Raw genomic sequence first — 25,875 nt, 5'->3', positions numbered from 1 at the left:
GCCGAATGATGGCGCGTCATTCCGACACTTATTATTGAAAACGTTTTACCGTGCCGCCATGTTTTCTTATGGTATCTCTTTCGCCATTTCCCACAGATAGAACGACGCAGTGGTTCCGTAGGGGGAGTAGCGACGCCGATAACGCTCAAATTGCTCCCGGGACAGTTTTTTATGATGATACAGTCGCATCATGCCTCGCTGAATGGCCAGATCCCCCCAGCTCAACACATCAGGCCGGCGCAGTGAAAAAATCAATAGCATTTCGACAGTCCAGACGCCGACACCGTTCAGCGTGGTCAGGGTTTTTATCACCGCCTGATCATCCATATGCTGAACCGCCGACAGATCCACTGCCCCGCTGACAGCAGATTGCGCTACCCCCAGAATGTAATGGGCCTTTTTCATGGTCATACCACATGCCTGAATATCCTCCGGGCTGAGGTTGTACACGCTTTCAGGGGTTAATGCGCCATCGCACAATGTTAATAATCGCTGATTCACCGTTCTGGCAGCCGCAACTGATATCTGTTGTTCAACAATATAGGTCACCAGTGCGCTGAATAAATCCGGCATGGACGGACGGCGAATAACACCGAACCGCGCGATAGCCTCCGCCATTCGTTTATCACGCTTGCTTAACCAGTCAGTTTCGGTATCACCATAAATAAAAAAAGTCATGAACGCTCCTGATGTCTATGCTCAATGGATATACATACTGGCTACATCGTCAATTGTCTCATTAAAAATTTTTATTTATATCATCTATTCGTTATAAGTAATTCCCGCCAGATACAATGAGTAATTTATTCGGCAATATAGCTTCTGCCGCTATCGACAGAAGCTATTTAATTACAAACCAGTTCGGCTAACGTGATAATTGCGTTTTTCACTTCCGTATTCCAGCCAAAACCCGCATTCAATCTAAATGCATGATCGAAACGATTATCCGATGCAAAAATGGCCCCGGGCGCTATTCCGATACCTTCTAACCGTGCCCTTTTCAATAATTCACGGGTGTTTATTGTATGTTCAGGAAGCGTGACCCATAGTACAAATCCCCCTTTGGGATCAGTGACTGTGGTACCTGGAGGGAAATACTGAGTGATAGTATCTCGTATATGTTTTATTTGAACAGACAACGCTTTTCGTAATTTTTTTATATGAATATCGTAACTACCCGACCTTAGAAACTCAGCAATGGTGGCTTGAGGATAGATGGCTGTCCCCATGGTTGTGGTATATTTTATGGCTGACAATGTTGATGTATGTCTTCCTGCCGCAACCCAACCAATCCTAAAGCCTGGTGACAATGTTTTGGAAAACCCACTACACAAGATCACATTGCTACTTATAGCACGTAGAGGCTTGGGACGATTATTAGCGTAGCAAAGATCACCGTATATATCGTCTTCAATAATGATGATGTCATTATTTTCAGCCAGAGTAACCAAGCGTTTTTTAGCATGCTCATCCGGCGTACTTCCCATCGGGTTATTTGCATTTGGGATGGTAATAATTGCTCTAATATTGAGCATATTGATAGCTTTCTCTAACTGTTCTAGATCTAAACCACTTTCTGTCGTTGGTATTTCTATAACAGTCCGCCCGAGTTTCTGTAGCATTTGCAGTATAACGAAATAGGTTGGTGACTCGACGACAACGGTATCGCCTGGTTTAGTTGTCGCCCTGATCGCCAGTGAAAGCGCTTCAATACAACCATTGGTTACAATGATTTCATCGATATCAAGAGCACAACCATAATCTAATGCTTTGCGTGCTATCTGGTGCCTGAGGGGTTCATATCCCATTCCATTTACTGGCGCACCGAGCAACGCAGGTGTTTTATAGATCAACTGCCGCATGATGATGCTTAGTTTATCCGTCGGATATAGCTCAGTTGAGGCATTGGCGAGATCCAACCTGATCCGACAAGGGGTTCCCACTAATGACAGATGGAGATCTTCGTCTGTCGTTAGGGGTAAAAAATCAATTTTTTCTTTATTTTCAGTAAGTAATATTTCTGCGACAAAATAGCCTGATCGAGGATAAGCAGTAATTTTTCCTTTCGTTTCAAGTAAGCGGATCGCCTGTAATGCAGTCATCGTACTTACTTTATGCTCTCGCGCTATTTGTCTTATTGACGGGAGCTTATCTCCCGGTTTTAAGGTTCCACTATCAATGGGTGTACATAAAAACTGCGCTATTTTTACATACTGGGGTAGTTCTTTCATGTTAGCTCGATGAACTGTTATAGAAAATGTTCTATAGAACTGTGTATACAAACATCATACAGGAACAATTAAATTGAGTCCCACGACTTGAGTGGGGAAAATATAATGGAATTATTAGGCCTATTTTGGCAAGAATACGGGTATTTTGCATTACTACTACTATGCCTTATTGCATTCTGCGCCGGGTTTGTAGACAGCATTGCCGGCGGTGGTGGTTTATTCCTTGTGCCTGGTTTTCTACTTGTGGGCATGCCACCTCAAGTGGCTCTTGGGCAAGAAAAAATAGTCAGCACTTTTGGAACATTAGCTGCAATTAGAAACTTTTTAAAAGACCATAAAATGGTTTGGGGTGTCATTGGCATTGGTATTCCATTTTCACTTATTGGTGCATACGCTGGAGCTCATAGCATATTGCTGATAGACCCAAAGTGGGTAGCTAAACTGCTTTTACTACTGATTCCCGCAGGAATTATATTATTCCTTATACCAAAAGACAAAAACATTATCGGTGATAAAAAGGTAGAACAAAATGTACAATTCTATATTAAAACATCAATCACCTGTTTTGTTGTTGGGTTTTATGATGGTTTCTTTGGCCCTGGCGCCGGCAGCATGTTCATCATCGCCTTTCATTACCTGTTAAAGTTAAATCTTATTCAGGCATCAGCCAATACTAAAATATTTAATCTGGCCTCGAATGCGGGTGCTTTAGTTGCATTTGTTATTGCCGGGAAAATTATTTACACACTGGCGCTGCCACTTGTTATTAGTAACGTATTTGGCAATCATGTTGGCAGCAATATGGCTGTAAAAAAGGGGGGAAATTTAGTTAAGTCTGTATTGATTTTCTCCATACTTTGTCTGTTTATAAGTTTATGCGTTAAGTATTTATATTAAGTGAGGTGAAGTCATGAATACTCGGAAAGTTGCATTAGATACAGGAACTTCATCAGGGTTTGGAAAAACCAATGGAAAGAATGATACTAAAACTGTGGCCACTTTTTCTTGTTCACGACAAATCCAGTTCACACATTAGTATTAAGTATATGTATTTAGATACAAATCTATCCTATACTATAAGGTGTATTTCCCTATGATGCATAGTCCCAACATGAAAATCTAAGTGAGGTTTATAAATGAGCTCCGGAATAACGGTAAGAGGTCTTGATTCTAGTGATAAGAAGGCTTGGTTTGAGCTGTTCCAAGGATATGCTGATTTTTACAAAGTATCAGTGTCCTCGGAGATTAAGGAAACCGTATGGCAATGGTTATTAGATCCTTCACATCCATTAGAGGGGTTATTAGCAGTAACCTCAGAGGGTTGCCATGTTGGATTGGCACATTTTAGAGCTTGCCCTCGCAGTCTTTCAGGTAAAGACATGGGATTTTTAGATGATCTTTTTATTAACCCGAAATTTAGAGGTTTGGGAATAGCGGATAAAATTTTTGAGAAACTAAAAGAAATCTCTGAGGAGCGCAATTGGCCGGTACTTAGATGGTTGACACAAAACTATAATTATCGCGGTAGGAGTTTCTACGATAAATATACAGGCTCGGCCAGCGATTTTATTATGTATCAACTTAAAATCGATGTATTGGCATAGCTCTTAATATAACTGAAGATTGGGATCATAATTATGGTGGCCTTACTCACATCCTCGATCACAACAGAAAGAAAGTTATAGATACGCTTACTCCAACATTTGGTGAACTTTTTTTGTTTGATACATCTCAAACTCAGATTCCTCATTTAGTATCGATGATTAATGTCAACCAGAAAAATAAAAGAATGTCTGTGATAGCAAGATACGGAAAGGCATAGATTAGATGGCTATAAGGAGCTTGTGGTTAACATTTTTTATGGCTTTGATATGGGGAACGTCTTTTCCCGTTTCTAAAATCGCCATTGATATAATAGGACCTTATGCATTTAGGGTTGCAGGTTCACTTATGTCATGTTTGGTTATTTTCATTTTTTTTAATAAAACCATTATTTCAAGTTTTAAAATGATCGATAGGTCAGCATTTATAAGAATATTCATAATTGCTGTTCCAAATGTCTTTCTTGTCCCAACCTTAAATAGTATCGCTTTACACTATATATCAGTGACTAATGCAACCATTCTTGTCTATACAATGCCCTGCTTTACTTCACTTATTCTTATGGCGATATCTGGTAAGGTAAACATCATATCTCTTTTCTCTCTTGTTTTATGCCTGTCGGGAATAATGTTCATTTTGAAGGAAGTGAAGTTTGGGTTGGGTGAAGCGGTAATATTATGTAGTGCAATTTTCTGGGCGGTTGGGGCAATCATATCACAAAAGATAGTCTCGACTATCCCATTTAAAGCCAGGCTGTTCTGGCAAATGCTGATGTCGACTATATTGGTATGTGCAACATATCCTTTTTTTCAGAGCGGTGAGTTACTACAACCAATATCAAAAGCATTTGTTGACCCTCGTTGTTTAATGTCGGTTCTTTATTTAGGTATTGTGGGTAATGCTGTAGCTTATTACATATGGTTTTATCTCATTCAGAATGAAAGTGCTGAGTATGCAAGCTATGCTACTTTGTTGTCCCCTGTAATTACGGTAATAATAGCCTCATCATTTTTAAATGAGATACCATCAATCCGACAAATTGTAGGCTTCATTTTAATTTTAACAAGTGCAGTCTTAGTTAATTTTTTAAAACCCTTCATAATGAAACTGAGAGAAGCAAGATGAAAAATTTCGTCTTGTGGGTTTTTTAATTCATTTGATTATCGTTCATCCATCGCCGTCTTTCATGAATTCGAACTCAGCGATGGATTTTCTTTAACCAGGGAAGAGAAAGATAACCGATCGGTTACGTTCAGATCTGCGTCTAATCGTAACTATTCGTTTAAAGTTCAGAACCGTTAGTTTCAATCACATGTTGATACCAGTAGAAGCTTTTCTTGCGATAACGCGCCAGTGTACCGTTACCATCATTGTCCTGATCAACATAGATGAAACCGTAGCGTTTTGCCATTTCTGATGTTGATGCACTAATTAAATCAATAGGCCCCCAGGAAGTATATCCCATCACCTCAACACCATCTTTAATCGCTTCCTTCATCTGTGTTAAATGAGATTTAAAGAATTCGATACGATAATCATCGTTAATCTGATTATTTTCATCAATTTTATCCACAGCCCCCATACCATTTTCGACTACAAATAGTGGGATTTGATAACGATCATACATGTCATTCATCGCAATTCGTAAGCCAATCGGATCGATCTGCCAATCCCATTCTGTGGTTTGCAGATAAGGGTTCTTAACGCCACCTGCAATATTTCCACCCACCTTATCCATTTTATCTGCATTGATACTGGTTACGAGGGACATGTAATAACTGAATGATAAAAAATCCACAGTGTGTTGCTGCAATATTTCTTCATCACCCTGCTGCATATCAATCTTGATACCTTTTTGTTCAAAACGACGTTGCATGAACTTAGGATAATGGCCTCGGATCTGTACATCAGTAAAGAAATAGTTTAATTGGTTTTCTTGTTGGGCCAGTAATACATCTTCTGGTGCACAACTTTCTGGATATGTTAATAGACGAGTCAACATACAACCAATTTTTGCATCAGGGCGGATTTGATGACAATGTTTAACAGCTAAAGCACTGGCAACAAATTGATGGTGAAGGGATTGGTAAATTACATGCTCAATTTCATCAGCAGAATAACGACAAGGAACAATACCGCTGGTTGTAAAAGGATGGCGGATAATGCTATCAATTTCATTAAACGTTAGCCAATATTTTACTTTACGCTGATAACGCTCAAAGACCGTGACCGCAAATTTCACAAAGAAGTCTACTGTCTGGCGATCTTTCCAACCAGCGTAGTGATTTACCAGATGCATTGGCATTTCGTAATGAGATAGTGTCACCAACGGTTCTATGCCATTTTTAACCAACTCATCAAACAGATCATCGTAAAACTTCAAACCTTCTTCGTTTGGTGTATTTTCATCGCCTTTAGGGAAAATACGCGTCCATGCGATAGATACACGCAATACTTTAAAATTCATTTCAGCAAATAGTGTGATGTCTTCTTTATAACGATGGTAGAAGTCTATGCCACGACGTTTTGGATAGTTCGTTGCATCAGTCGCAGCCATTGCTTCACTGATCTGTTCTTCAGTGATTGTATAGTGCTTTTCATACTCTTCAGGTTTTAAATTCTTTTTGTTGATGGCCATATCAGCTGTTGATAATCCTTTACCACCGACATTCCAGGCACCTTCGACTTGATTCGCTGCTACAGCCCCCCCCCACAGAAAACCGTCTGGATATCCTTCAATTTTCTTCTCAAACATTTTAGTTACCTCCTAAAAAACTATTTCTATACGCGCAAGGATACAGTCATTAATGTATTAGTTTGATCTACATGCTGACGGTTAGTGTTCATGATCTGATCGCACTCTTCAGTATTAGCAATAATTACTGGTGTTGTTACGTCGAAACCACGTTTCTTCAGCTCATCGAGGTCAAAAGTAATTAGTAGATCCCCCGTGTTGATCCAGTCGCCCTGCTTAATATGGGCTTCAAAAAGTTCACCGTTCAATTTGACTGTGTTGATACCAACATGGATCAGTACTTCAATGCCGTTATCAGATGTAATACCTACCGCATGTTTAGTTTGAAATAATGTGGTCACAACACCGTTCAGCGGAGCGTAGACTTTCCCCTCTGTCGGTACGATAGCGATACCTTTACCAATCGATTCACTGGCAAACACAGGGTCTTTCACATCAGTTAAAGCGATGATGTCACCTTTCAGTGGAGCAGCTAGCAGTGTCGCTGGTAAAGATTGACCATTTGAAGAGGTAACCAACGTGTCTTCATCAGCTTTTTCCTCAAATCCATCATCTTCAATGTGTTCTTCAAATCCGAGGAGATAAGTCAGCCCAGCACTCATAATGAACGCACTGAAAATACCAATCGTGTAGAACAAAAATGTTGATGTCATAAAAGCAGGGAGTGTCAATAATGATGGGAACACGTATGCCATTACTGTTGTATGCATTGCACCGACAAATGCCCCAGCTACTGTTGCTGAAATAAGGGCTGCAATCATTGGGCGTTTATATTTAACTGAAATACCGTATACGATTGGCTCAGTAACCCCAGCAAGCAAAGCCGGCACCATTGTAGATAGTGCAAATGTTTTGGTTTTTTTGTTCTTACTTTTCAGGAAGACACCAAATGCAGCACCAGCTTGTGAGAATGTAGCGGTCGCCGTAGCAGGTTTGATGGTGTCAAAACCATGTAAGGCGATGTTATTCAGCATGGCAGGGACGATCCCCCAGTGCAGACCAAACATGACCAATAATGTCCAACCACCACCAATAATAGCGCCGGTCAACAAACCACTACGAGCGGTCAGAAAAGCAATTGAGTTAGCAATACCATTACCCAGAAATACACCGAGAGGCCCAATCGCAATAGCAATAAGCGGAACCATGATCAGTAAACCAAGCATTGGAATGATAACCATCTCAATACTGTGGTGTACAAACCGTTTCATCAATCGTTCCAGATGTGAATAGACCCAAATCGACAAAATGGCAGGAATTACGGTAGACATATATTTCATCAACACAACCGGAATTCCCAAGAAGTAAGTAACATCACCTTGATTTACTAACAATCCGGTGAAATTTGGTTCAAGTAGTGCCCCAACAATGCCTGCGGCAACAAATGGATGTGCATTAAATGTTTTAGCACTCGAAAAAGCCAGCATTATTGGCAAGAAATAAAATACGCTATTACTTGCCGCTGCGAGTATTTTATATGAACTGCTATCAATTGCCAGGAAGTGATAAGTAGTAAGAATAACTAACAACGCTTTTAACATTCCTGCGCCAGTCAACGCTGGAACGACAGGAACAAAAATTGATGACATTGTGTTGAACAGCCGCGCCAGAAAATGACCTTTTACTTCAGTAGCTGAACTCGCATCTTCTCCAGATATCGGTGCGCTACCATGAACGCCTAGATCAGTAGTAATAATTTTATATACAGAGCTAACATGATCACCAATTACCACTTGGTATTGACCATTGCTTTCAATAGCCAGAATAACACCATCTAAATTATCCAACGCCTTCTTGTTGAACTTTGTAGCGTCCTTTAGTGAAAATCTTAAGCGGGTAATACAATGGGTTAACGATAATACGTTATTTTTTCCACCGACAAGCTCAACAATTTTCTTTGAGAGCACGTTAAAGTCACTCATAGGTATGCCTAATTAGTTTTGCTCTAACATTAATATATCCATAAAATAGTCGTGTACATACGTACACATACATCTATGGGGTATGATTTGTTTTTGTGTATTTTAAAAATTTCAAACGATGGTACAATAAAAATCATTAATCATTAGCCAGTCACAAACCTATGCAACTAGTTTCTCACTCGTTCTATATGTATTGTAAGAAACATCATTTCATCATCAGTTAAAGAACGGTTATACTCGTATGTAATGCATTTATTAACTTTTTTTGCACATTCATATGCCAGGCTATATTCTGTTATTACCACATCGTACAGTGAGCCATTCTCACCGGCAACATAAGAACCATTAATTAATCGATGTGCGAAATACTTCAGATGCGTAACAAATCTTTGAAAATTTATAGACTCTTCATCATATTCAATTTTAAAATGATATTTAACAATATTTAAAATATCTTGAATTATTTTTGCTATGTTTTTAATATCTGGAACTTCGCCATTTTTTTGCGCCCCCAATAAATGCAGCGCAATGAATGCAGCTTCGTCCTCTGGTAACTCAATTCCCATGTTGTTTTTAATATTTTGAACTGCTGCCAATCCTATGTTGAATTCGTCTTTATATAAATGTTTGACATCCCAAAGGAGCATGCTTTTAACAAATACGCCCTGTTTGGCTCTTTCTAATGCAAAATTAAGGTGGTCAATTAAAGCGGCATAAACACTTTTATGTAGCTTCCTATCTAACCGATTATTCGCTTGTTTAACTATATCAATAACTATATTAAATAATTCATCAGATACACTGTTAAAGTATCCATCGTTCAACGTTATATCTTGTTCATCATCAAGGCGAAATATTTTTTTGATACAGTTAACATCAATGATATCTTCAGGTTTTTTATGAAAACCAACGCCTTTCCCAGTAACAATGCACTCTTTGCCATTATCATCAAATGAGATCACTACGTTGTTGTTTAGCACTTTACTGATTTTCATAATTTGGCCCAAAAAAAAGGCAAAACTTAAAAGAAAGAGTCTTCTTTTAGGTTTTGCCTGTTTTGTAACAGTAACAATCCATTTCTTGATGCAAGTTATATAGTTAATCTAAGAAATGATCAAGCGCATTTATAGATACTCGCACTATTATTGTGATACGAGTCTCAAACTGTCGGTGGTTTTGTAAATTGGTTTAATAATAAGATTTTTTCGAGTTGGCTCTCGGATTTAGATGATGCTTATTGGTGATTTATACCAATAATTACCATGAAATAACTCAAGATGTTCGTATTGATAAATCGTGCCTTAAGTAGATCAGTAACAGGAAATCGGCAGAGAACTATCATGCAAATCAAAATACGCCACGCAAAACCAAATATTCAGTTTAATCAATCCATATAGCGCTATTTCCACAAATACCAGCAAAACGCAAATGACGTCGACTGTGACCCAGAACGGTTATTTGGCTTATACTATCCCTATCGGTTAATTTTATTCAAATAAAATCAAAAAGATAAATTGATCTCACCTCTGACAAAACGCTAAATTAACCGCAGTAGTGTTACTATCCGGTGAAAAATCGGGAGCAGAAAGGAATAAGCATGCATAGCAACGAATCCGGCACGACCCTCACCGTCGAACAGGCGCTTGATAAACTGGAAGCGTTGTACAACAGCGCGGTTTGCGCCTTGCGCGACGCCATCAGCGATTTCATCAAGGATAATACATTGCCTGACGTGAAGGCGCGCGCCAACGGGTTATTCGTTTATCCCGAGCTACGTATCAGTTGGGACGGCACTTCCACCAACCACTCCAAAACCCGGGCCTATGGTCGTTTTACTCATCCCGGTCACTACACTACTACCATCACCCGACCCGCGTTGTTCCGCCGTTATCTGGCAGACCAGCTCACCATACTGGCAGGAGAGTATTCGGCCATTATTGATGTCGGTCCGTCACAACAGGAAATCCCCTTCCCTTATGTGATTGACGGCTCGAATCTGGTCCTTAACCGGTCGATGAGTGCCGGAATTGCGCAGCATTTTCCAACCACCGAGCTGGCGCAAATCGGCGATGAAACCGCCGACGGAATATTTCAAACCACCACGCAGACCATCACGCGCTTTCCACTATCGCACTTCGACGCGCTACGGGCCGATTTCTCGCTGGCCCGGCTACGGCATTACACCGGAACCCCGGCGGAACATTTCCAGCCCTTCGTCCTTTTTACCAATTACACCCGCTATGTCGATGAGTTTGTTCGTTGGAGTTGTGAGCAAATTGCCGATCCGAACAGCCCATATGAAGCGCTTTCCTGTGCTGGCGGGTCATATATCACCCCTGACGTCACCCACCCGGAACAGGTCGTTTCAGACCTCACCTGGAAAAATCATCAAATGCCGGGCTACCACCTGATCGCACCCGGTGGCCGGGGAATCACACTGATCAATATTGGCGTCGGCCCATCCAACGCCAAGACCATCTGCGATCACCTCGCGGTACTGCGTCCACATGCCTGGCTGATGATCGGCCATTGTGGCGGCCTGCGCGAAAGCCAGACCATCGGCGACTACGTTCTGGCTCACGCTTATCTGCGTGACGACCATGTACTGGATTCAGTACTGCCGCCGGATATTCCGATTCCGAGCATCGCCGAAGTACAGCGCGCACTGTATGACGCCACCAAAACCGTCAGCGGTATGCCCGGTGAAGAAGTGAAGCAACGGCTGCGCACCGGTACGGTTGTCACCACCGATGATCGTAACTGGGAACTGCGATATTCAGCCTCTGCCCTGCGTTTCAACCTAAGCCGCGCTGTCGCCGTCGATATGGAAAGTGCCACAATTGCCGCCCAAGGTTATCGTTTCCGAGTACCGTATGGCACACTACTGTGTGTTTCCGACAAACCACTGCATGGTGAAATCAAACTGCCTGGCCAAGCCAACCGTTTCTACGAAGGCGCGATTTCAGAACATCTACAGATTGGCATCTGCGCCATTGAACTGCTTCGGGCAGAAGGTGATCGCCTGCATTCACGCAAACTGCGCACCTTTAATGAGCCGCCATTTCGTTAACAAACTGATTTAAAAGGGAATAAAAACGACATGCAACACAAAGTACCGACGATGACACACTGGATACAGGCAATTATTGTCAGTATTCTGGCAAACGTCCTGCTGAGTGGCTGCGACGATAAAGAGGCATTGCCCCCTCCTCCACCTCATGCAACAGCGCAAATGCATCAGGTCGGTTGGCCCCGGACTATTGAAACCCTTAAAGGGCCGTTGACATTACAGCATCCGCCACAGCGCATCGTATCAACCAGTGTGACGATCAGCGGTACGCTGCTGGCGATTAACGCGCCGCTGATCGCTTCCGGCGCAACCAGTCCCAATACCGCCGTTTCCGACAGCCAGGGATTCTTTACTCAATGGAGCAAGGAAGCCACTGCCCGTGGCGTGAAACCGCTTTACATTACCGAGCCGAACGCAGAAGCCATTGCCGCGGCTGCGCCAGATCTGATTGTGATTGCTGCCACCGGCGGTGATTCCGCGTTAAAACTGTATAAACAACTGTCGGCGATTGCCCCGACATTAGTCATTGATTATGGCAATAAAAGCTGGCAGCAACTGGCGCAACAATTGGGTGAGGCCACCGGCCATGATGCCGATGCCCTGCGTATTATTACCCGGTTTGAACAACGGGTTCAGACGGTAAAAAGGATGATTACCCTGCCACCACAGCCAGTTTCCGCACTGGTGTATTATGAGGATGGCCGCGGTATAAACCTCTGGACGGCGGCTTCCGCACAAGGCCAGTTACTGACAGAACTGGGCTTCACGCTGAGTACTCTGCCCGCTGGCATAAAAACCGAAACCAAACAGGGGAAACGCCAGGATATCGTGCAAATATCCGGTGAAAACACGGCCGACAGTCTGAACGGCAAAAGTCTGCTGCTTTTTGCCGCCGATGACAGCACGGTCAGCAAGCTAAATGCCAACCCATTTCTCAACCATCTGGAGTCAGTAGCGCAGCATCGGGTATGGGCAATGGGGCTGGATACGTTCCGCCTGGATTACTATAGTGCCAGCGATATGCTCAATCACATTGAACAGCATTTCAAAAAACCATAACCGCACGCAGCGAGTGATGCCGGTCGACTCACGGCAGGCATCAGATAGAACCGGTGTTTATTGCTCTTTTTGCCACCCAGGATTAACGGGCGGGTACCTCACCGGCTTGTTCCTCTGGTTCATTCTCTTGTGCATTACTGAAGGTACAGTGACGTAACGGACGCACACAGATGGCCAGCAATCCCCCTAACAGAGCGGCAGCGGCGCCAAATGATAAAACACTCAGTGTCGGCGTGAGTAACCGTCCCATCATCCCCAGTCCCAATGCTCCCAGAGAATCCCCGCTCACATCCTGCGCGGTACCCAGACTGTTCACCCGCCCCAGCAAGTGATCCGGCGTATGGCTCTGTATCAGCGTAAATTGCAGCAGAGAAGCGATGGCATTCAGATAGCCATAGCAGACCAGTGCCATTAATGCGGGAAGGATATGCCCAACCAGCCCCAGCGACGTCACCGCCAAAAAAGCGCCTGTAGCACTACCCAGTAGTATCCAGCCCGGCCGTGTCACATGCGATACCCAACCGCTGGTAAAGGCTCCCAGCATCGCCCCCAGCGGGACAGCGGAATACATCAGGCCAACCGCAGAAGGGCCGGCGTGGTAAACGTCATTGGCCAGTACCGGGAAAAGGATACGCATGGCACCCACAATGCTCACCAGCATGCCAATTAACACCACACAACCGACCACTTTATTAGTACAGACAAACTGCACGCCACTGACCAGAGCCCGTAGCGGATGCTCTGGCTCGCGTGCTCCCGGTTGCAAGGGCGGTAAACGCACCAACGGAATCAATGTGGCCAAGGTTCCTATTGCGGCAATGGCGAAATTCCAGCCCACGCCACCCGCAACGATAATCACCCCGCCCAGTGCCGGGGAGAGAATAGCGCCAAGACGCACCGTCAGCATACTCAGCGCCCCTGCGGCAGCGAGGTTTTCACGACCGACCAGCAGCGGAATAACCGCCATTAGCGCCGTCATACCCAACGCACCAAAGAAACCATCCCAGGCGGCCAGCACATAGAGCGCCAACAATGACGGTGAATCAGAAAAAGCATTCATGCTCAGAGCCACAAACCCCAGCCCACAAGTACCACGTGCAAACAGAATCAGCTTACGGCGATCAAAGCGATCGGCCAGCACGCCACCCAGCATCAGACCGATAAACATGCCCACGCCATCCAGCGCTACCGCCATACCAACCTGGAGCGTTGACCCGGTCATGGCCTGAATTTGTACCGGTACGCCGACTGCCAGCATACCCAGCGCAAATACTGACAACATACGGGCGACAAAGATCGCGCGAAATGGCGCATTGTTTTTCAGCAAGCTGAAATCCAGCAGAATGGACGATTTAGCCATGATTACCCAAACGAAAGTTGAAGGTTATTCATTGACCATACCCTCTGTCAGAAGCGGACAGGCAGCTCAACACGAGGTTTATGTCAATGTATTTGATGAAGAACTCATGCTACCATAGCTTCTCAATAACGTTAATGATAATAATAATCATATAGATTTCTTTAGTAGAGGAAATGTCATTGGGAATGCCACTTCATCAGACGCATCATGACGCTGTCGCGATGCCCCCCCGTTCATATTGTCGTGTTCATACACGACGCCAATACGGCGTAGGGATGTGTTTACTGATTATTGTCGTTGTGGTGGCCGCCAGCCTGATACTGGGTGCCAAATCCATTCCACTGGATGTGGTCTGGTCAAGTCTGACGGGTCAGATAACCAACGCAGACAGCACGATTATTCTTGCTGCTCGGCTACCTCGCACTCTTGCCGGTATTATCGTCGGGATAGCGCTGGGCGGCGCTGGCGCCGTGATTCAGGCGCTGACCCGCAACCCGCTGGCCGATCCCGGTATCCTCGGTGTGAATGCCGGGGCGAGTTTTGCCATTGTGATCGGTATTACCGTGTTTGGCATTAACAGCATGGGGTCATGGCTGGGTTTTGCCTGGGCAGGCGTGTTTGTCACCAGTCTGATGGTGTGGGTTATCGGGACGCTGAGTGGAGGTCGTGTCAACCCGGTACGTTTGACACTGGCCGGCGTGGCGCTAAGTGCCGTATTGATGGGCATTACATCATCTATTTCTCTGCTCAATCCCGAAGCGTTTGATCAACTCCGCTTATGGGAGGCTGGCACGCTGGATATCCGCTCCATGCACAACATCGCGCTGGTCACTCCCGCCATTTTGCTCGGCAGCATACTGGCACTGATAGCGGCCCGGTCACTAAACACCCTCGGCATGGGTGAAGATCTCGCCGCCTCATTAGGCACCCGAGTGATTCTGGTGCGGCTGGTTTCCATCATCGCCATCATGTTGCTGTGTGGTTCAGCCACGGCGTTGGTCGGCCCTATCGGATTTGTCGGGCTGATGATTCCCCATATCGCACGCTGGTGGGCTGGGCCGGATCAGCGCTGGATCCTGCTCTACTCATTCCTGTTCGCCCCTATCCTGCTGCTGAGCGCCGATATTGTTGGTCGCCTGTTGGTGCCGGGGGAGCTGCGGGTTTCAATCATTACTGCCTTTATTGGTGCCCCCGTGCTGATCTGGCTGGTACGGCGGCGTAAAGCCTGAGGAGACACGACATGATTGCTAAAGCGCTGTATTTTAGCACGCCCCGGGACATAATCTGCGGACGCCTATCCAAACGTGTTTTATTAATTAACAGCCTGCTGATTCTGTTAAGCCTGCTGCTGATGACAGTGGCTATCAGCTACGGCACGTTGCAACTGTCGCCTCTACAGGTCTGGCGAGCCTTCGCCGGTCAGGGTGAGCCAGGAATCATCACCGTGATTACTCAGTGGCGAGCACCGCGCGCCGTGATGGCGCTGCTGTTAGGCGCAGGGTTGGGCATCAGTGGCGGCATTTTTCAGTCGATCATTCGTAACCCGCTGGGAAGTCCTGACGTGGTCGGCTTTAGCACCGGTGCCTATACCGGCGCACTGACGACCATTATCCTGCTCAATGGCAGCTACTATCAGATCTCTGGCGGCGCGGTACTGGGCGGCATGATTACGGCGGTACTGGTTTATTTGCTGGCCTGGCGCGATGGCATCGTCGGTTTTCGACTCATTATTGTCGGCATTGCCATCGGTGCCATTCTGACCGCATTCAACACCTGGCTGATCATTACCGGCTCATTGGAACATGCAATGACCGCTGCACTATGGGGCGCCGGGACACTGAATGGCATCACCTGGACTAAAAGCCAGCCCGCACTACTGTTGGTACCGCTGGCAACCATCGCGGCATTGCTGATGGCAAAACGCCTTCAACTACTGGAAATGGGTGATGACAGCGCACGTGCGCTGGGTGTCAATGCCGAAGCCAGTCGCCTGTGCCTGATGTTGTCTGGCATTATTCTGACTGCCGTAGTGACCGCCACCGCCGGGCCCATTTCGTTTATTGCACTTGCCTCACCACAGATTGCACGCCGCTTGACCCGCGCCAGTTCGATCCCCCTATTCTCGGCGGCGATGATTGGCGCCATTTTGCTGCTGAGCGCGGATATCGTGGCCCAGCATGCTTTTACCAATATGCAGCTACCCGTTGGGGCCGTCACCGTCAGCATCGGTGGTATTTATCTGATCTGGCTGCTGATTCGTGAATCACGCCATTAACCGTCAATGAAGAGTAGAACATCAATGCCGCCTCTCTTGTATGCTTCAAACCTGACACTTGGGTATGACAATAAAATCATTGCGAATGACCTGAGCGTTACCATTCCACAAAATCTGTTCAGCGTCATCATCGGTCCCAACGCCTGCGGTAAATCGACCCTGCTGCGTGCACTGTGCCGACTGTTAAAACCACAGGCAGGGGAAGTGTTGCTGGATGGGAAAAATATTCATCAGATCCCCACCAAAACGCTGGCACGTCAGCTTGGTTTATTACCGCAACACACTATCGTTCCAGACAACATTACCGTGACTGATCTGGTTGCTCGTGGTCGATATCCGCATCAGAGTCTACTCCGGCAATGGAGTCAAGCCGATAGGGAAGCGGTTGAACAGGCGATGATAGCGACAAATGTGAGTGCGCTGGCCGAGCGCAACGTGGATGAATTATCCGGCGGGCAGCGCCAGCGAGTGTGGGTCGCCATGGTACTGGCGCAGCAGACACCGCTGCTACTGCTGGATGAACCAACGACCTGGCTGGATATCACACACCAGATTGACTTGCTGGACTTGTTCCGCGAGCTGAATCAACAGCATGGACGAACACTGATCGCCGTACTGCATGATCTAAATCAGGCCTGTCGTTATGCCGACCATCTGATCGTGATGCACGCCGGACGCGTAATCGCCCAAGGAAAACCGACCGATATCATTAACGCGGAGTTGGTAAAAGAGGTGTTTGGCATGTCCTGTATCATCATTGACGACCCGGTATCTCACACACCGCTTATCGTTCCATGCGGGCGCTATCACTTCGCGCCCGGCAGTCAGCCAGACTAAACCTTCCCGTTTTTCTTGCTCGAGGGTTACCACGGAACAACGCTCACCACGGCCCGAGAAAATGGTTTAACGCTGGCTATAACAATGGCCGGGAAACGGGTTCCCCCGCGACCCGGCCATTGTCAGCACCACTATGCCAGTTCCGAATATTCCGCCAACAACCGATTCAGCAACGGCCCCAGACGCTCCAGCGATGCCGGGGAGAGGATATCAGCATGCTCACAAGGCTGCGGATATAGCGCCAGAGAACTCACATACGGTGCCCAGGTTGACTGAATATCCATTCCCGCAGGCAACGTGTGCGTCGCCACAAACAGGGTTACTTCACCGTGATAATCCGGAGTGACGGCCTGCGAAAGCAGACGCACTGCATCCTGATAATTCGCCACTATGCTGTTGAGCATGGTAGCCTTTTCAGCACGCAGTTGCGGATCGGGTTCCTCTTCCGCCGCCGCCATAAACGCCGCCTGTTCACGCATCACTTCATGACGCGCGTCCTCTTCACTCGGCCCGCTCCAGTCCTGTCCTTCCACCGGATAGGTATCCAGTAGCCCCAAAAAAGCCACCCGTTCACCAACCTGTGTCAAGCGTGCGGCGATGCCGTGAGCGAGCGTACCGCCCAGCGAATACCCCAACAGAAAATACGGCCCCTGCGGCTGAATGTGACGAATGGTGACCAGATAGCGTTCGCACATCTCCTCCAGCGAATCACAATCGGCAATCCCACCTTGTGGTCGTGGCGACTGTAAGCCGACCAGCGGGTAACGTCCGCTCAGATAACGCAGCAGCCCCGTGTATTGCCAGGCAAAACCCGATGCCGGATGCAGACAGAATAGTGTCGGACCCCGACCCGTGCGCAGTGGCAGAATGTCCCCCATCCCCCGGTTTTCCGCTGAATCGGCATCCGTCGTGCCGTCCAGCAGTGCAGCGATATTTTCAACGCTACGTGCCACCATGATCTGCCCGACGGATAATGACCGGTTCAGACGACGACGGATGTCCGCCGCCAGACGCATTGCCAACAATGAATGACCGCCCAAAACAAAGAAATCATCGTCAGCGAAGACGGTTTCGCGTTCTAGTGCATCGGCGAATAGCGTCGCCAGTAAACGTTCGCCGTCCGATCTGGGTAAACGTCCGCTATTCTGCGGCGCGGCGGGTGCCGGCAATGCGTTGCGATCCAGCTTGCCATTAGCGCTAAGCGGGAAATTGTCCATTTGTACATAGCTGACCGGCAGCATGTGGGCAGGTAATTGCCGCGCCAGCGCCTGATGTAATGCATCAGCATCCAGAGAGGTTCCTTCCTGCGGGATCACCCAGGCCACCAGTTGGCGGGCATCCGCGCCACGCAAGCGATTTCCGTGTTCCCCCAGTTCCCGGGCGCACACCACCGCCTGTGCGATACCGGGCTGTGCCAGCAGTTGCTGCTCGATTTCACCCAGCTCAATGCGTTGTCCACGGATTTTTAGCTGATCGTCACTACGGCCAAGATATTCCACCGCGCCGTCTTCCAGCCAGCGGGCGATATCACCCGTGCGATACATCCGTTCGCCTGACGCAAAAGGATCGGCGATAAAACGGCTCGCCGTCAGATCTGGACGTCGCCAATAGCCTTCCGCCAGTTGCACACCACACAGATAGAGATCACCCGCGACACCAACAGGAACCGGGCGCAGATAGCGATCCAGTATATATAACCGGGTATTCCATACTGGTTTCCCGATCGGAACGCCTGGCGCATAACACCGTGCCAGCGCGTCACCCGACGCAGGCTGATATGTAACGTCCACAGCGGCTTCCGTCGGGCCATACAGGTTATGCAACGGCGCGGCAACCAGCGCCTGATAACTTTCGGCCAGATCTCGCGACAGCGCTTCGCCGCTACAAAATACGCGTCTCAAGCTATCGCATCCAACGTCCTGACGCTGGCGCATTTCCAGCGCGCCGACCCAGGCGGCCAGCATTGACGGCACAAAATGCAGGGTAGTGACGGCATAATCGGCAATCAGTTGCCGCAGCGCATCCGGATCGCGATGCGCTTCCGGCGGCGCCATGACCAGACGTGCGCCGGTCATCAACGGCCAGAAGAATTCCCACACCGATACGTCAAAGCTGCACGGCGTTTTCTGCAATACCACATCATCGTCAGTGAGCGCATAACAATCCTGCATCCACCACAAACGATTAACGATCGCCTGATGGCTAACCACCACACCTTTGGGACGCCCGGTTGAACCAGAGGTATAAATCACATAGGCGGCCTGTCGCGGGTCTACCGCCACCACCGATGATACCGGCGGCAGTTCCACCTCAGCCGCCGCCAGCCGATCCAACAGCAGTGTCATGGCGAGTGGCGCAAAACGCGACTGTAAGTGACTTTCTGTAATAATCAGCCGGGGTTGGGCGTCGTTCACCATTAACTCCAGGCGATCATCAGGGTAGCCCGTATCCAGCGGCAACCAGGCGGCACCGGCTTCCAGAATCGCCATCAGCGCCAAACTGAGCCGCACTGAACGCGGCAACGCCACCGCCACGATGTCTCCCGGTCGCACCCCGGCGTTTATCAATCGATCCAATAGCAAACGGGTTTGTATCCGCATCTGACGGTAAGTCAGTTGATGTTCTCCATCTACCAACGCCACACGTTCCGGTGTGCGGTACGCCTGTTCGGCCACTGCCTGATGCAGGGTTCCTGCGGGAACGAAATGATCGGTCTGATTGACGACGGCCAGCAGCGCTTGCTCGTCCGAAGTCTGTAGCACCCATTCACCAAGCGGTACTTCTGGTCGCTTAACCAGTTGCTCCAGCAACATCAACAAACGCTGCGCCAAACGACGGGGCTGCGGTACATTCGCCCGATACTCCATTAGCAGACGCAAGCGTTCGCCGGGTAATACCAGCAGAGTCAACGGATAATGGGTGTAACCACGGTTGTGGATACCGTCACAACGCACCCCCATTACACCTTCACCGGGTACACCGTGATCGGGGTAGTTTTCCACCACCAACAGGGTATCAAAAAGTGTGCCGCTGCCAGCCAATTGCTGAATCTCTCCCAGCCCCAGATCATCATGCTCAATCAGTTGAATTTGCTGAGCCTGCAAACCGGATAGCTGGCTTAATAGCGATTGTTGCACATCCAGTTGCACTCGTACCGGCAGCGTATTACTGAATAACCCGACATGCTGCTCCAGACCGTCGATCTGACCGAAGCGCCCCGACACCGGAGAGCCGAAAATGACATCATCAAATCCGCTGTAGGCACTCAATAACACACCCCAGATACCCTGCATCAAGGTATTGAGCGTTAGCCCATGCTGCCGGCAACAACTTACCAACCCCTGTTCGAGCGCGGGTTCCAGCAACAGTTCCAGTTCACTGACCTCACTGGTAGGCGACGCCTCGCCAAATAGCAGGGTCGGACGGACACCTTGCAAAACGCGCTGCCAGTGCTGACGGGAAATAGCACGATCTCGTGCCACCAGTTGACGAATAACGTCAGGATAACTGACACGATGCGCATCCAGCGCGGCTTCGCCATGGTGTAATACGGTGAACAGATCGCGCAACAATACCGGTGTCGACCAGCCATCCACCACCAGATGGTGGGCGGTAAGAAACAGCGTATAACGTGGTTCGTCGGCATGCTGAACCAGCAGTGCATGAAGCATGGCGCCCGGTTGATGAAACAGATCCCGTGCCAGCTCCACTTTTTCCAGCGCCAGCAACGCTGCCGCCTCGTTCTGTATGTCCAGTGCCGGCAACGACTGCACATCTAACGACCAATAAGCCGTGTCATCACGCAGTAACGGTAATAACTGTAACGGTGTCAACGTCTGTTCAGTATCGAAACGGGCCGCCAACTGAGGGTGATGGCGCACCACCGCTTCCAGCGCACGACGGAGATGCGCCGCCGGCAGCGAGCCGCTTAATGACAGACGGGTTAGCGAATTATAACTCCCCGCCGTTTCAGACACCTGGGCATGAAACAGTAATCCGAGTTGTAGCGGCAGAACGGGCAACACATCAGCCAATGGTCCATACGTTCGTGTCAATTGGGCTAAATCGTCGTCCGTTACTCTCGGCAGAGCAACGTCCGCAGCAACCAGTGTGTCAGCCGCCCGCAGGGGATCCTGTTGAGCGAACGCCAGCAGCGTATTCACCGCCTGAGCCATTGCCCGATGCAGTTCATCAATATCGTGTTCGGTAAACAGGCTTTCGGCCCACCCCCAGTTAATCGCCAGACGGGAATCTGCCGGGTGCTCATCAACAAAAATATTCACTTCCAGCGCATGGCCCAGACGCATCTGACGGTCTTGCGCCACCGCGAACGCATCACGGAAATGGTGTGGCGTGCGCTGGGGCGTCCATTCGCCCTCCCCGGCAGCAAAGCGCCCCAGGTAATTGAAGAGGATTTCCGGCGCATACTGTTGCTCCAGTGTAGCCAGCACATTTTCGTTGTCGGTATCCAGATAACGCAGCACGCCGTAGCCAATACCGCGATCCGGCACCGCCCGCAGAACACGCTTTACCGCCCGGATAGCCTGCCAGGGTAGATCATCACCCACGGCAGCCCAGCCAATCTGCACCGGATATTCTGCCGTCAGCCAGCCGACCGTACGCGCCAGATCCACACCATGCCCGGCGTCGATACGCCCATGAGATTCCAGCGTGAAACGCAGTTGGGAAACTGTATATCGCCGAGCGCATGCCATGCTCAATGTACACAGCAGCACTTCTTCGACACTGGCCCGATAGTAGCGGGGCAGCACCCCCAGCAACGCCGCAGTTTGCGCCGTTCCCAGCAAAAGACGTTTTTCACACTGTGTGTGCTGACGATCGTATTCACGATCCAGCTCCCGGTGTCCCAGCCTCGGCACCGCGTCTTGCAGCATCGACTGCCAGAATGGCAGTTCAGCTCGCCGCCGTGGCATATCCGCCTGTAGATATGCTGACCAATCATGCAGGGAGTACTCTTCCGCCGCCAGCGTAATAGTCTGCCCGGCCATTGCGGCATTTGCTGCCTGTTGTAATTCGGGCAACAGTACCCGCCACGATACGCCATCCACCACCAGATGATGAATCACCAACACCAACCCGCAAGACTGGTGTTCGTCTTGCAGCAGCGCCGCCTGAACCATCCGACCGGCGGCAGAATCCAGTTGTTCGATGACTGCTTCAAACGCCAGTTCCGCGCTGGAGGCCAGATCATCGGTTACTGTCCATACACAACCACGTGCCGTGACCTCAATCGGGGGTGTTTCACCAACAATCAGCCGATTGTCGCGAGTAAACGCCGCCAATGCCGGATGTGCTGTAGTCAGTGCGGCCAGCGCCTGCTCGACATGCGTTAGCTGTAACCCGGCCGGCACCTGTAAAAATACACCGTGTGCGAAACAACAATCGATTCCCTGTTGTTGCGCAAACCAGTGCAAAATCGGCAGTCCGTCAATGGCGCCCTGTTGCAGCACCGACGGCAAGGTATTCCCCGTATCAACCGGCTGCATCGCCAATACCATTCGTGCCGGCGTTCGCTGAGCAAAGATTTCCCGTGGACGTAACTGCCAGCCGGCCCGACGCAATAACGTTCCCAACCCCATAGCGGAAATACTGTCGCCGCCCAAGGCGAAGAAATCATCATCGGCTCCCATACGTTCCAGCCCCAGCAATGCGGCAATCGACTGGCAAAGCAGGGCTTCCTGCTCATTTTTCGCCTCACGCCCCTGCGTCAGAGCAACCGGCTGTGGCCGAGGCAACGCCTGACGGTCGATTTTCCCGTTGACGGTCAGCGGTAACGTCTCCATCACCACCAGTACGGACGGCAGCATATACTCGGGTAATTGCGTCGCCAGTTGCGCCAGCAGACCGCCGGAAATATCCGCCATTGCACGCAAAGCATCATCCGGCACCGAACAATAACCAATCAATCGATGTGTGACGCCTATCGATTCCGCAATAACTACCGCGGTACTGACCTGCGGTAACGCAACCAGCGCATTTTCCACTTCGCCCAGCTCAACCCGGAAACCACGAACTTTAATCTGGTGATCCACCCGCCCGATAAATGCCAACTGACCATCGCTACGCCAGCGCATCAGATCACCGGTACGGTACATTACCTCGCCGCAGCGGAACGGATTGGCCACAAAGCGAGCAGCTGTCAGATCTGGACGGCGCAGATAACCCCGCGCGATCCCCGCGCCGGCGATGTACAGCTCTCCCGCCACACCCGGTGGTACCGGCTGTAAACGATGATCCAGTAACCAGACCTCAGTATTGGCGACCGGTCGACCGATTACCGGTTGATCCGCCACCCCAATGCTGGCGCCCAATGTGTCGATGGTATATTCCGACGGCCCGTAGTAGTTGTGAATATCGATTTCCGGGTGCTGCTGCATAAGTTGCCACAGCCGTGGTGTGGCCGCTTCCCCGCCAATCATAATGAAGGCCGGTTGGTGGTTGTCAGGTTCCAGCAAACCGCTGTCGATCAACTGTGATAAAAATGAGGGCGTGATATCCAGCAAATCGATGGGCATCTGCTTCATGTGCTGCACCAGCGCCCAGGCATCACGACGTAACTCTTCATCGAAAATACACAGTTCACTGCCCAGCATCAGGCAAAACAGCGGTTCCCATGACGAGTCAAACGAGAATGACGCGCTATGACCGGCGCGCATACGACGACCATGTTGCCGAGAAAATTTTTCAATCGCCGGACCAAACAGCAAGGTGGCATGGGAAAGCAGCAGGTTTAGCAACCCACCGTGAGTGCTCATCACCCCTTTCGGCCGTCCGGTTGAACCAGAGGTATAGATCATGTAGGCCAGATGTTCGCTGCGCAGAGTTTCACGACGTTCGGCATTGCTCACCGGTAACGGCGACATGGCATCACATGCAGCCCGTACCACAGCATCATCCAGATATAACCTCTGCGACAGTTCCGGCAGTTGCGGCGCAACCGCTCGATACGTCAGCAGCAGCACCGGTCTGGCATCCTCGCACATCAGCATCAGACGTTCTCGTGGATAATCCAGATCCAACGGCATATAGGCGGCACCGCTGGCCAGTACACCGAAAATAGCCACCAGCGAATCCACCGAGCGAGGAATACCGATCGCCACCACATCCTCAGATCCCACGCCCTGATCTATCAATACCCTCGCCAGCCGCATTACTCTGGCCGACAACTCCTGGTAGCTGAGCCGCTCATCGCCACAGATCAACGCTACCGCATCCGGCTGTTTTACTACCTGCTGTAAAAACATATCCAGTACGGATTCCACGCCGGAAGGCATACTCAGGAGTGGACCGCTGCCCCAACCAGCAACACGCTGTCGCTCAGCGTCGTTGATCAATGACAGTAGACCAATCGCCTGTTGTGGTTGCTGCACCAATTGATGCAGCAGGTAATCGATACGCTCGGCATGCCATTGCAGCGTTTGCCGATCATAACGTGTCGGATTGGCCACCAGCTCCAGATGAAGTGTGCCGTCATGGAAACCGAGCTCAAATTCCAGATCGTCGATCGGCCCCATCGCTAGTGTATGAGTGACGGCAGGCACCCCATTCAGTCTCAGTTCAGTGTTATAGATCTTGAAATTGATAACCGGGCCATACAATCCTTGGCTGCTGCCCACCAGACCAAGGTCACGCCGCAGTTGTTCCGCCTCATAACGTTGATGGCGACGTACTGCCTTGATCTCACGCACCAATGCCAGTGTAACGTCGATCAGCGTCATATCCGGTTGCAGAGTCAATTGCAGCGGCAATACGTTAACCACTGGACCCGTGGCGCATAACGCCTCCGACCCCATGCGCCGCATAAATGGGAAACCCACCGACAAACGTGATTCACCGCTCATTCGGTAGAGGTAGACATATAACGCCGCCATCACGATGTCCGTTGGCTGTACCTGTTGTAACCGCGTATCGCATTTCAGTGCATCAAACAGTGACGCATCGACTGACAAATGTTGATGTAGCGTGCGGGTTCCTTCAGGCACCGGATGACATACTTCTGTCGCCAGCGAGACGGGCGTGGCTAAGTCACTGGCATGTTGCTGCCAGAATGCAGCGGCGCATTGATAAGCCGGTGTGTTCTGCCAGTGCTGATATTCCTCTACCACCCGCACGAATGGGACAAATGGCGTGTCGGCGGGTTGTCGTCCGCGACACAGCGCATTATAGATATCCACAATACGTCGGGTCAGCGCATCAAAAGCGAAACCATCCAATTGCAGATGATGGAAGCGCTGATACCAAAACCAGCGTTCAGGATAGTCTGAAACGCGTATCACGACCTGACGATATAACGGACGCTGCCCATCAGCCGACAGTTCAGCGGCGAGGTCGTCAGCCATCAGCGCACGTGCGGCGGATTCTCCTTCCGCCTCCTGACTCAAGTCCAGCCATTCCGGGGCGATAACCTGCTGCGGCGTCCATCGCCGGGGAATGCGTTGTAACGGCGTACCCTCATCGTCCAGATAAAAACAGGCATGAACCGTATCCGCCTCCGCCAATCCCTGACGGATGGCGGCATCAAGACAGCGACGATCCAGACTCCCGCACAATTCAACAGCATGTGCCACAGTAAACGTATTACGTTGGCTGGCGATTTGATCAGCAATCCAGATTCCAGGCTGGGCGGCAATCAGGGGCAGTTCCAGATATTCCGCCTGAACATCAGGCGTTAACATTGTTTCAGACACGTTGTTTTCCTTACTTCGCAACGGGGAAATATTGCAATACCGGCTGATAATTCGCG

General features: G+C 49.2%; 16 protein-coding genes. 9 read left to right on the top strand and 7 right to left on the bottom strand.

Annotation, left to right across the window (positions count from 1 at the left end):
* Window positions 1-66 precede the first annotated feature (66 nt).
* Complete coding sequence (locus CWC46_RS10925) at window positions 67-678, bottom strand: DNA-3-methyladenine glycosylase family protein (protein WP_021016548.1); 612 nt, start codon at window positions 676-678, stop codon at window positions 67-69.
* A gap of 167 nt (window positions 679-845) precedes the next feature.
* Complete coding sequence (locus CWC46_RS10920) at window positions 846-2,231, bottom strand: aminotransferase-like domain-containing protein (RefSeq protein WP_021016549.1); 1,386 nt, start codon at window positions 2,229-2,231, stop codon at window positions 846-848.
* A 105-nt stretch (window positions 2,232-2,336) separates the two neighbouring features.
* Between CWC46_RS10920 and CWC46_RS10915 the strand changes: the two genes are divergently transcribed.
* The 4 genes from CWC46_RS10915 to CWC46_RS10900 all read left to right on the top strand — a co-directional run bounded on the left by CWC46_RS10915 (window position 2,337) and on the right by CWC46_RS10900 (window position 4,958).
* Window positions 2,337-3,128 (top strand): sulfite exporter TauE/SafE family protein, encoded by a 792-nt coding sequence (locus CWC46_RS10915; RefSeq protein WP_021016550.1) that lies wholly within the window; start codon window positions 2,337-2,339, stop codon window positions 3,126-3,128.
* 239 nt (window positions 3,129-3,367) lie between these two features.
* On the top strand, window positions 3,368-3,835 hold the full coding sequence (locus CWC46_RS10910) for a GNAT family N-acetyltransferase (protein ID WP_021016551.1): 468 nt from the start codon (window positions 3,368-3,370) through the stop codon (window positions 3,833-3,835).
* A complete protein-coding gene (locus CWC46_RS10905; RefSeq protein WP_084297645.1) occupies window positions 3,826-4,053 on the top strand; it encodes a 2OG-Fe(II) oxygenase family protein in 228 nt (75 codons plus the stop codon). Before CWC46_RS10910 ends, CWC46_RS10905 begins: the two co-directional genes overlap by 10 nt.
* A 5-nt stretch (window positions 4,054-4,058) precedes the next feature.
* A complete protein-coding gene (locus CWC46_RS10900) occupies window positions 4,059-4,958 on the top strand; it encodes a DMT family transporter (RefSeq protein WP_021016552.1) in 900 nt (299 codons plus the stop codon).
* Between the two features lie 157 nt (window positions 4,959-5,115).
* On the opposite strand, the gene CWC46_RS10895 is transcribed toward CWC46_RS10900, so the two are convergent.
* From CWC46_RS10895 to licT, 3 genes are all read right to left on the bottom strand, one after another.
* Window positions 5,116-6,588 carry a glycoside hydrolase family 1 protein gene (locus tag CWC46_RS10895; protein ID WP_021016553.1) on the bottom strand — a complete coding sequence of 491 codons (1,473 nt, stop codon included), beginning with the start codon at window positions 6,586-6,588 and terminating at the stop codon, window positions 5,116-5,118.
* A 26-nt stretch (window positions 6,589-6,614) separates the two neighbouring features.
* Window positions 6,615-8,510 (bottom strand): beta-glucoside-specific PTS transporter subunit IIABC, encoded by a 1,896-nt coding sequence (locus tag CWC46_RS10890; protein ID WP_021016554.1) that lies wholly within the window; start codon window positions 8,508-8,510, stop codon window positions 6,615-6,617.
* A 167-nt stretch (window positions 8,511-8,677) separates the two neighbouring features.
* Window positions 8,678-9,505, bottom strand: coding sequence for a BglG family transcription antiterminator LicT (licT, locus tag CWC46_RS10885; protein WP_021016555.1), 828 nt, complete (start codon window positions 9,503-9,505; stop codon window positions 8,678-8,680).
* A gap of 602 nt (window positions 9,506-10,107) precedes the next feature.
* On the opposite strand from licT, the gene CWC46_RS10880 reads away from it, so the two are divergent.
* Together CWC46_RS10880 and fepB are read left to right on the top strand one after the other, a co-directional pair.
* Window positions 10,108-11,580, top strand: coding sequence for an AMP nucleosidase (locus tag CWC46_RS10880; protein WP_021016556.1), 1,473 nt, complete (start codon window positions 10,108-10,110; stop codon window positions 11,578-11,580).
* Window positions 11,581-11,610: 30 nt separating this feature from the next.
* The gene (fepB, locus tag CWC46_RS10875) at window positions 11,611-12,639 is read left to right on the top strand and encodes a Fe2+-enterobactin ABC transporter substrate-binding protein (protein ID WP_021016557.1); all 1,029 of its coding nucleotides are present in this window, start codon (window positions 11,611-11,613) and stop codon (window positions 12,637-12,639) included.
* A gap of 82 nt (window positions 12,640-12,721) precedes the next feature.
* On the opposite strand, the gene entS is transcribed toward fepB, so the two are convergent.
* A complete protein-coding gene (entS, locus tag CWC46_RS10870; RefSeq protein ID WP_021016558.1) occupies window positions 12,722-13,999 on the bottom strand; it encodes an enterobactin transporter EntS in 1,278 nt (425 codons plus the stop codon).
* 221 nt (window positions 14,000-14,220) lie between these two features.
* Between entS and fepD the strand changes: the two genes are divergently transcribed.
* From fepD to CWC46_RS10855, 3 genes are read left to right on the top strand one after another with little or no spacing between them, the layout of a single operon-like run.
* Window positions 14,221-15,228 (top strand): Fe(3+)-siderophore ABC transporter permease, encoded by a 1,008-nt coding sequence (gene fepD, locus CWC46_RS10865; protein WP_237160226.1) that lies wholly within the window; start codon window positions 14,221-14,223, stop codon window positions 15,226-15,228.
* An 11-nt stretch (window positions 15,229-15,239) separates the two neighbouring features.
* Window positions 15,240-16,274 (top strand): iron-enterobactin ABC transporter permease, encoded by a 1,035-nt coding sequence (fepG, locus tag CWC46_RS10860; RefSeq protein ID WP_021016560.1) that lies wholly within the window; start codon window positions 15,240-15,242, stop codon window positions 16,272-16,274.
* A gap of 24 nt (window positions 16,275-16,298) precedes the next feature.
* Complete coding sequence (locus tag CWC46_RS10855; protein ID WP_021016561.1) at window positions 16,299-17,111, top strand: ABC transporter ATP-binding protein; 813 nt, start codon at window positions 16,299-16,301, stop codon at window positions 17,109-17,111.
* A gap of 131 nt (window positions 17,112-17,242) precedes the next feature.
* Here CWC46_RS10855 and CWC46_RS10850 read toward each other — a convergent pair whose 3' ends face one another.
* Window positions 17,243-25,819, bottom strand: a complete 8,577-nt coding sequence (locus CWC46_RS10850; RefSeq protein ID WP_021016562.1) for a non-ribosomal peptide synthetase — start codon at window positions 25,817-25,819, stop codon at window positions 17,243-17,245.
* Window positions 25,820-25,875 lie beyond the last annotated feature (56 nt).

The sequence above is a fragment of the Prodigiosinella confusarubida genome, assembly GCF_002847015.1.
GTDB classification, from domain to species: domain Bacteria; phylum Pseudomonadota; class Gammaproteobacteria; order Enterobacterales; family Enterobacteriaceae; genus Prodigiosinella; species Prodigiosinella aquatilis.
Note: the sequence above shows the minus strand (reverse complement) of the source record. Positions and strands in the feature narration are given on the sequence as shown.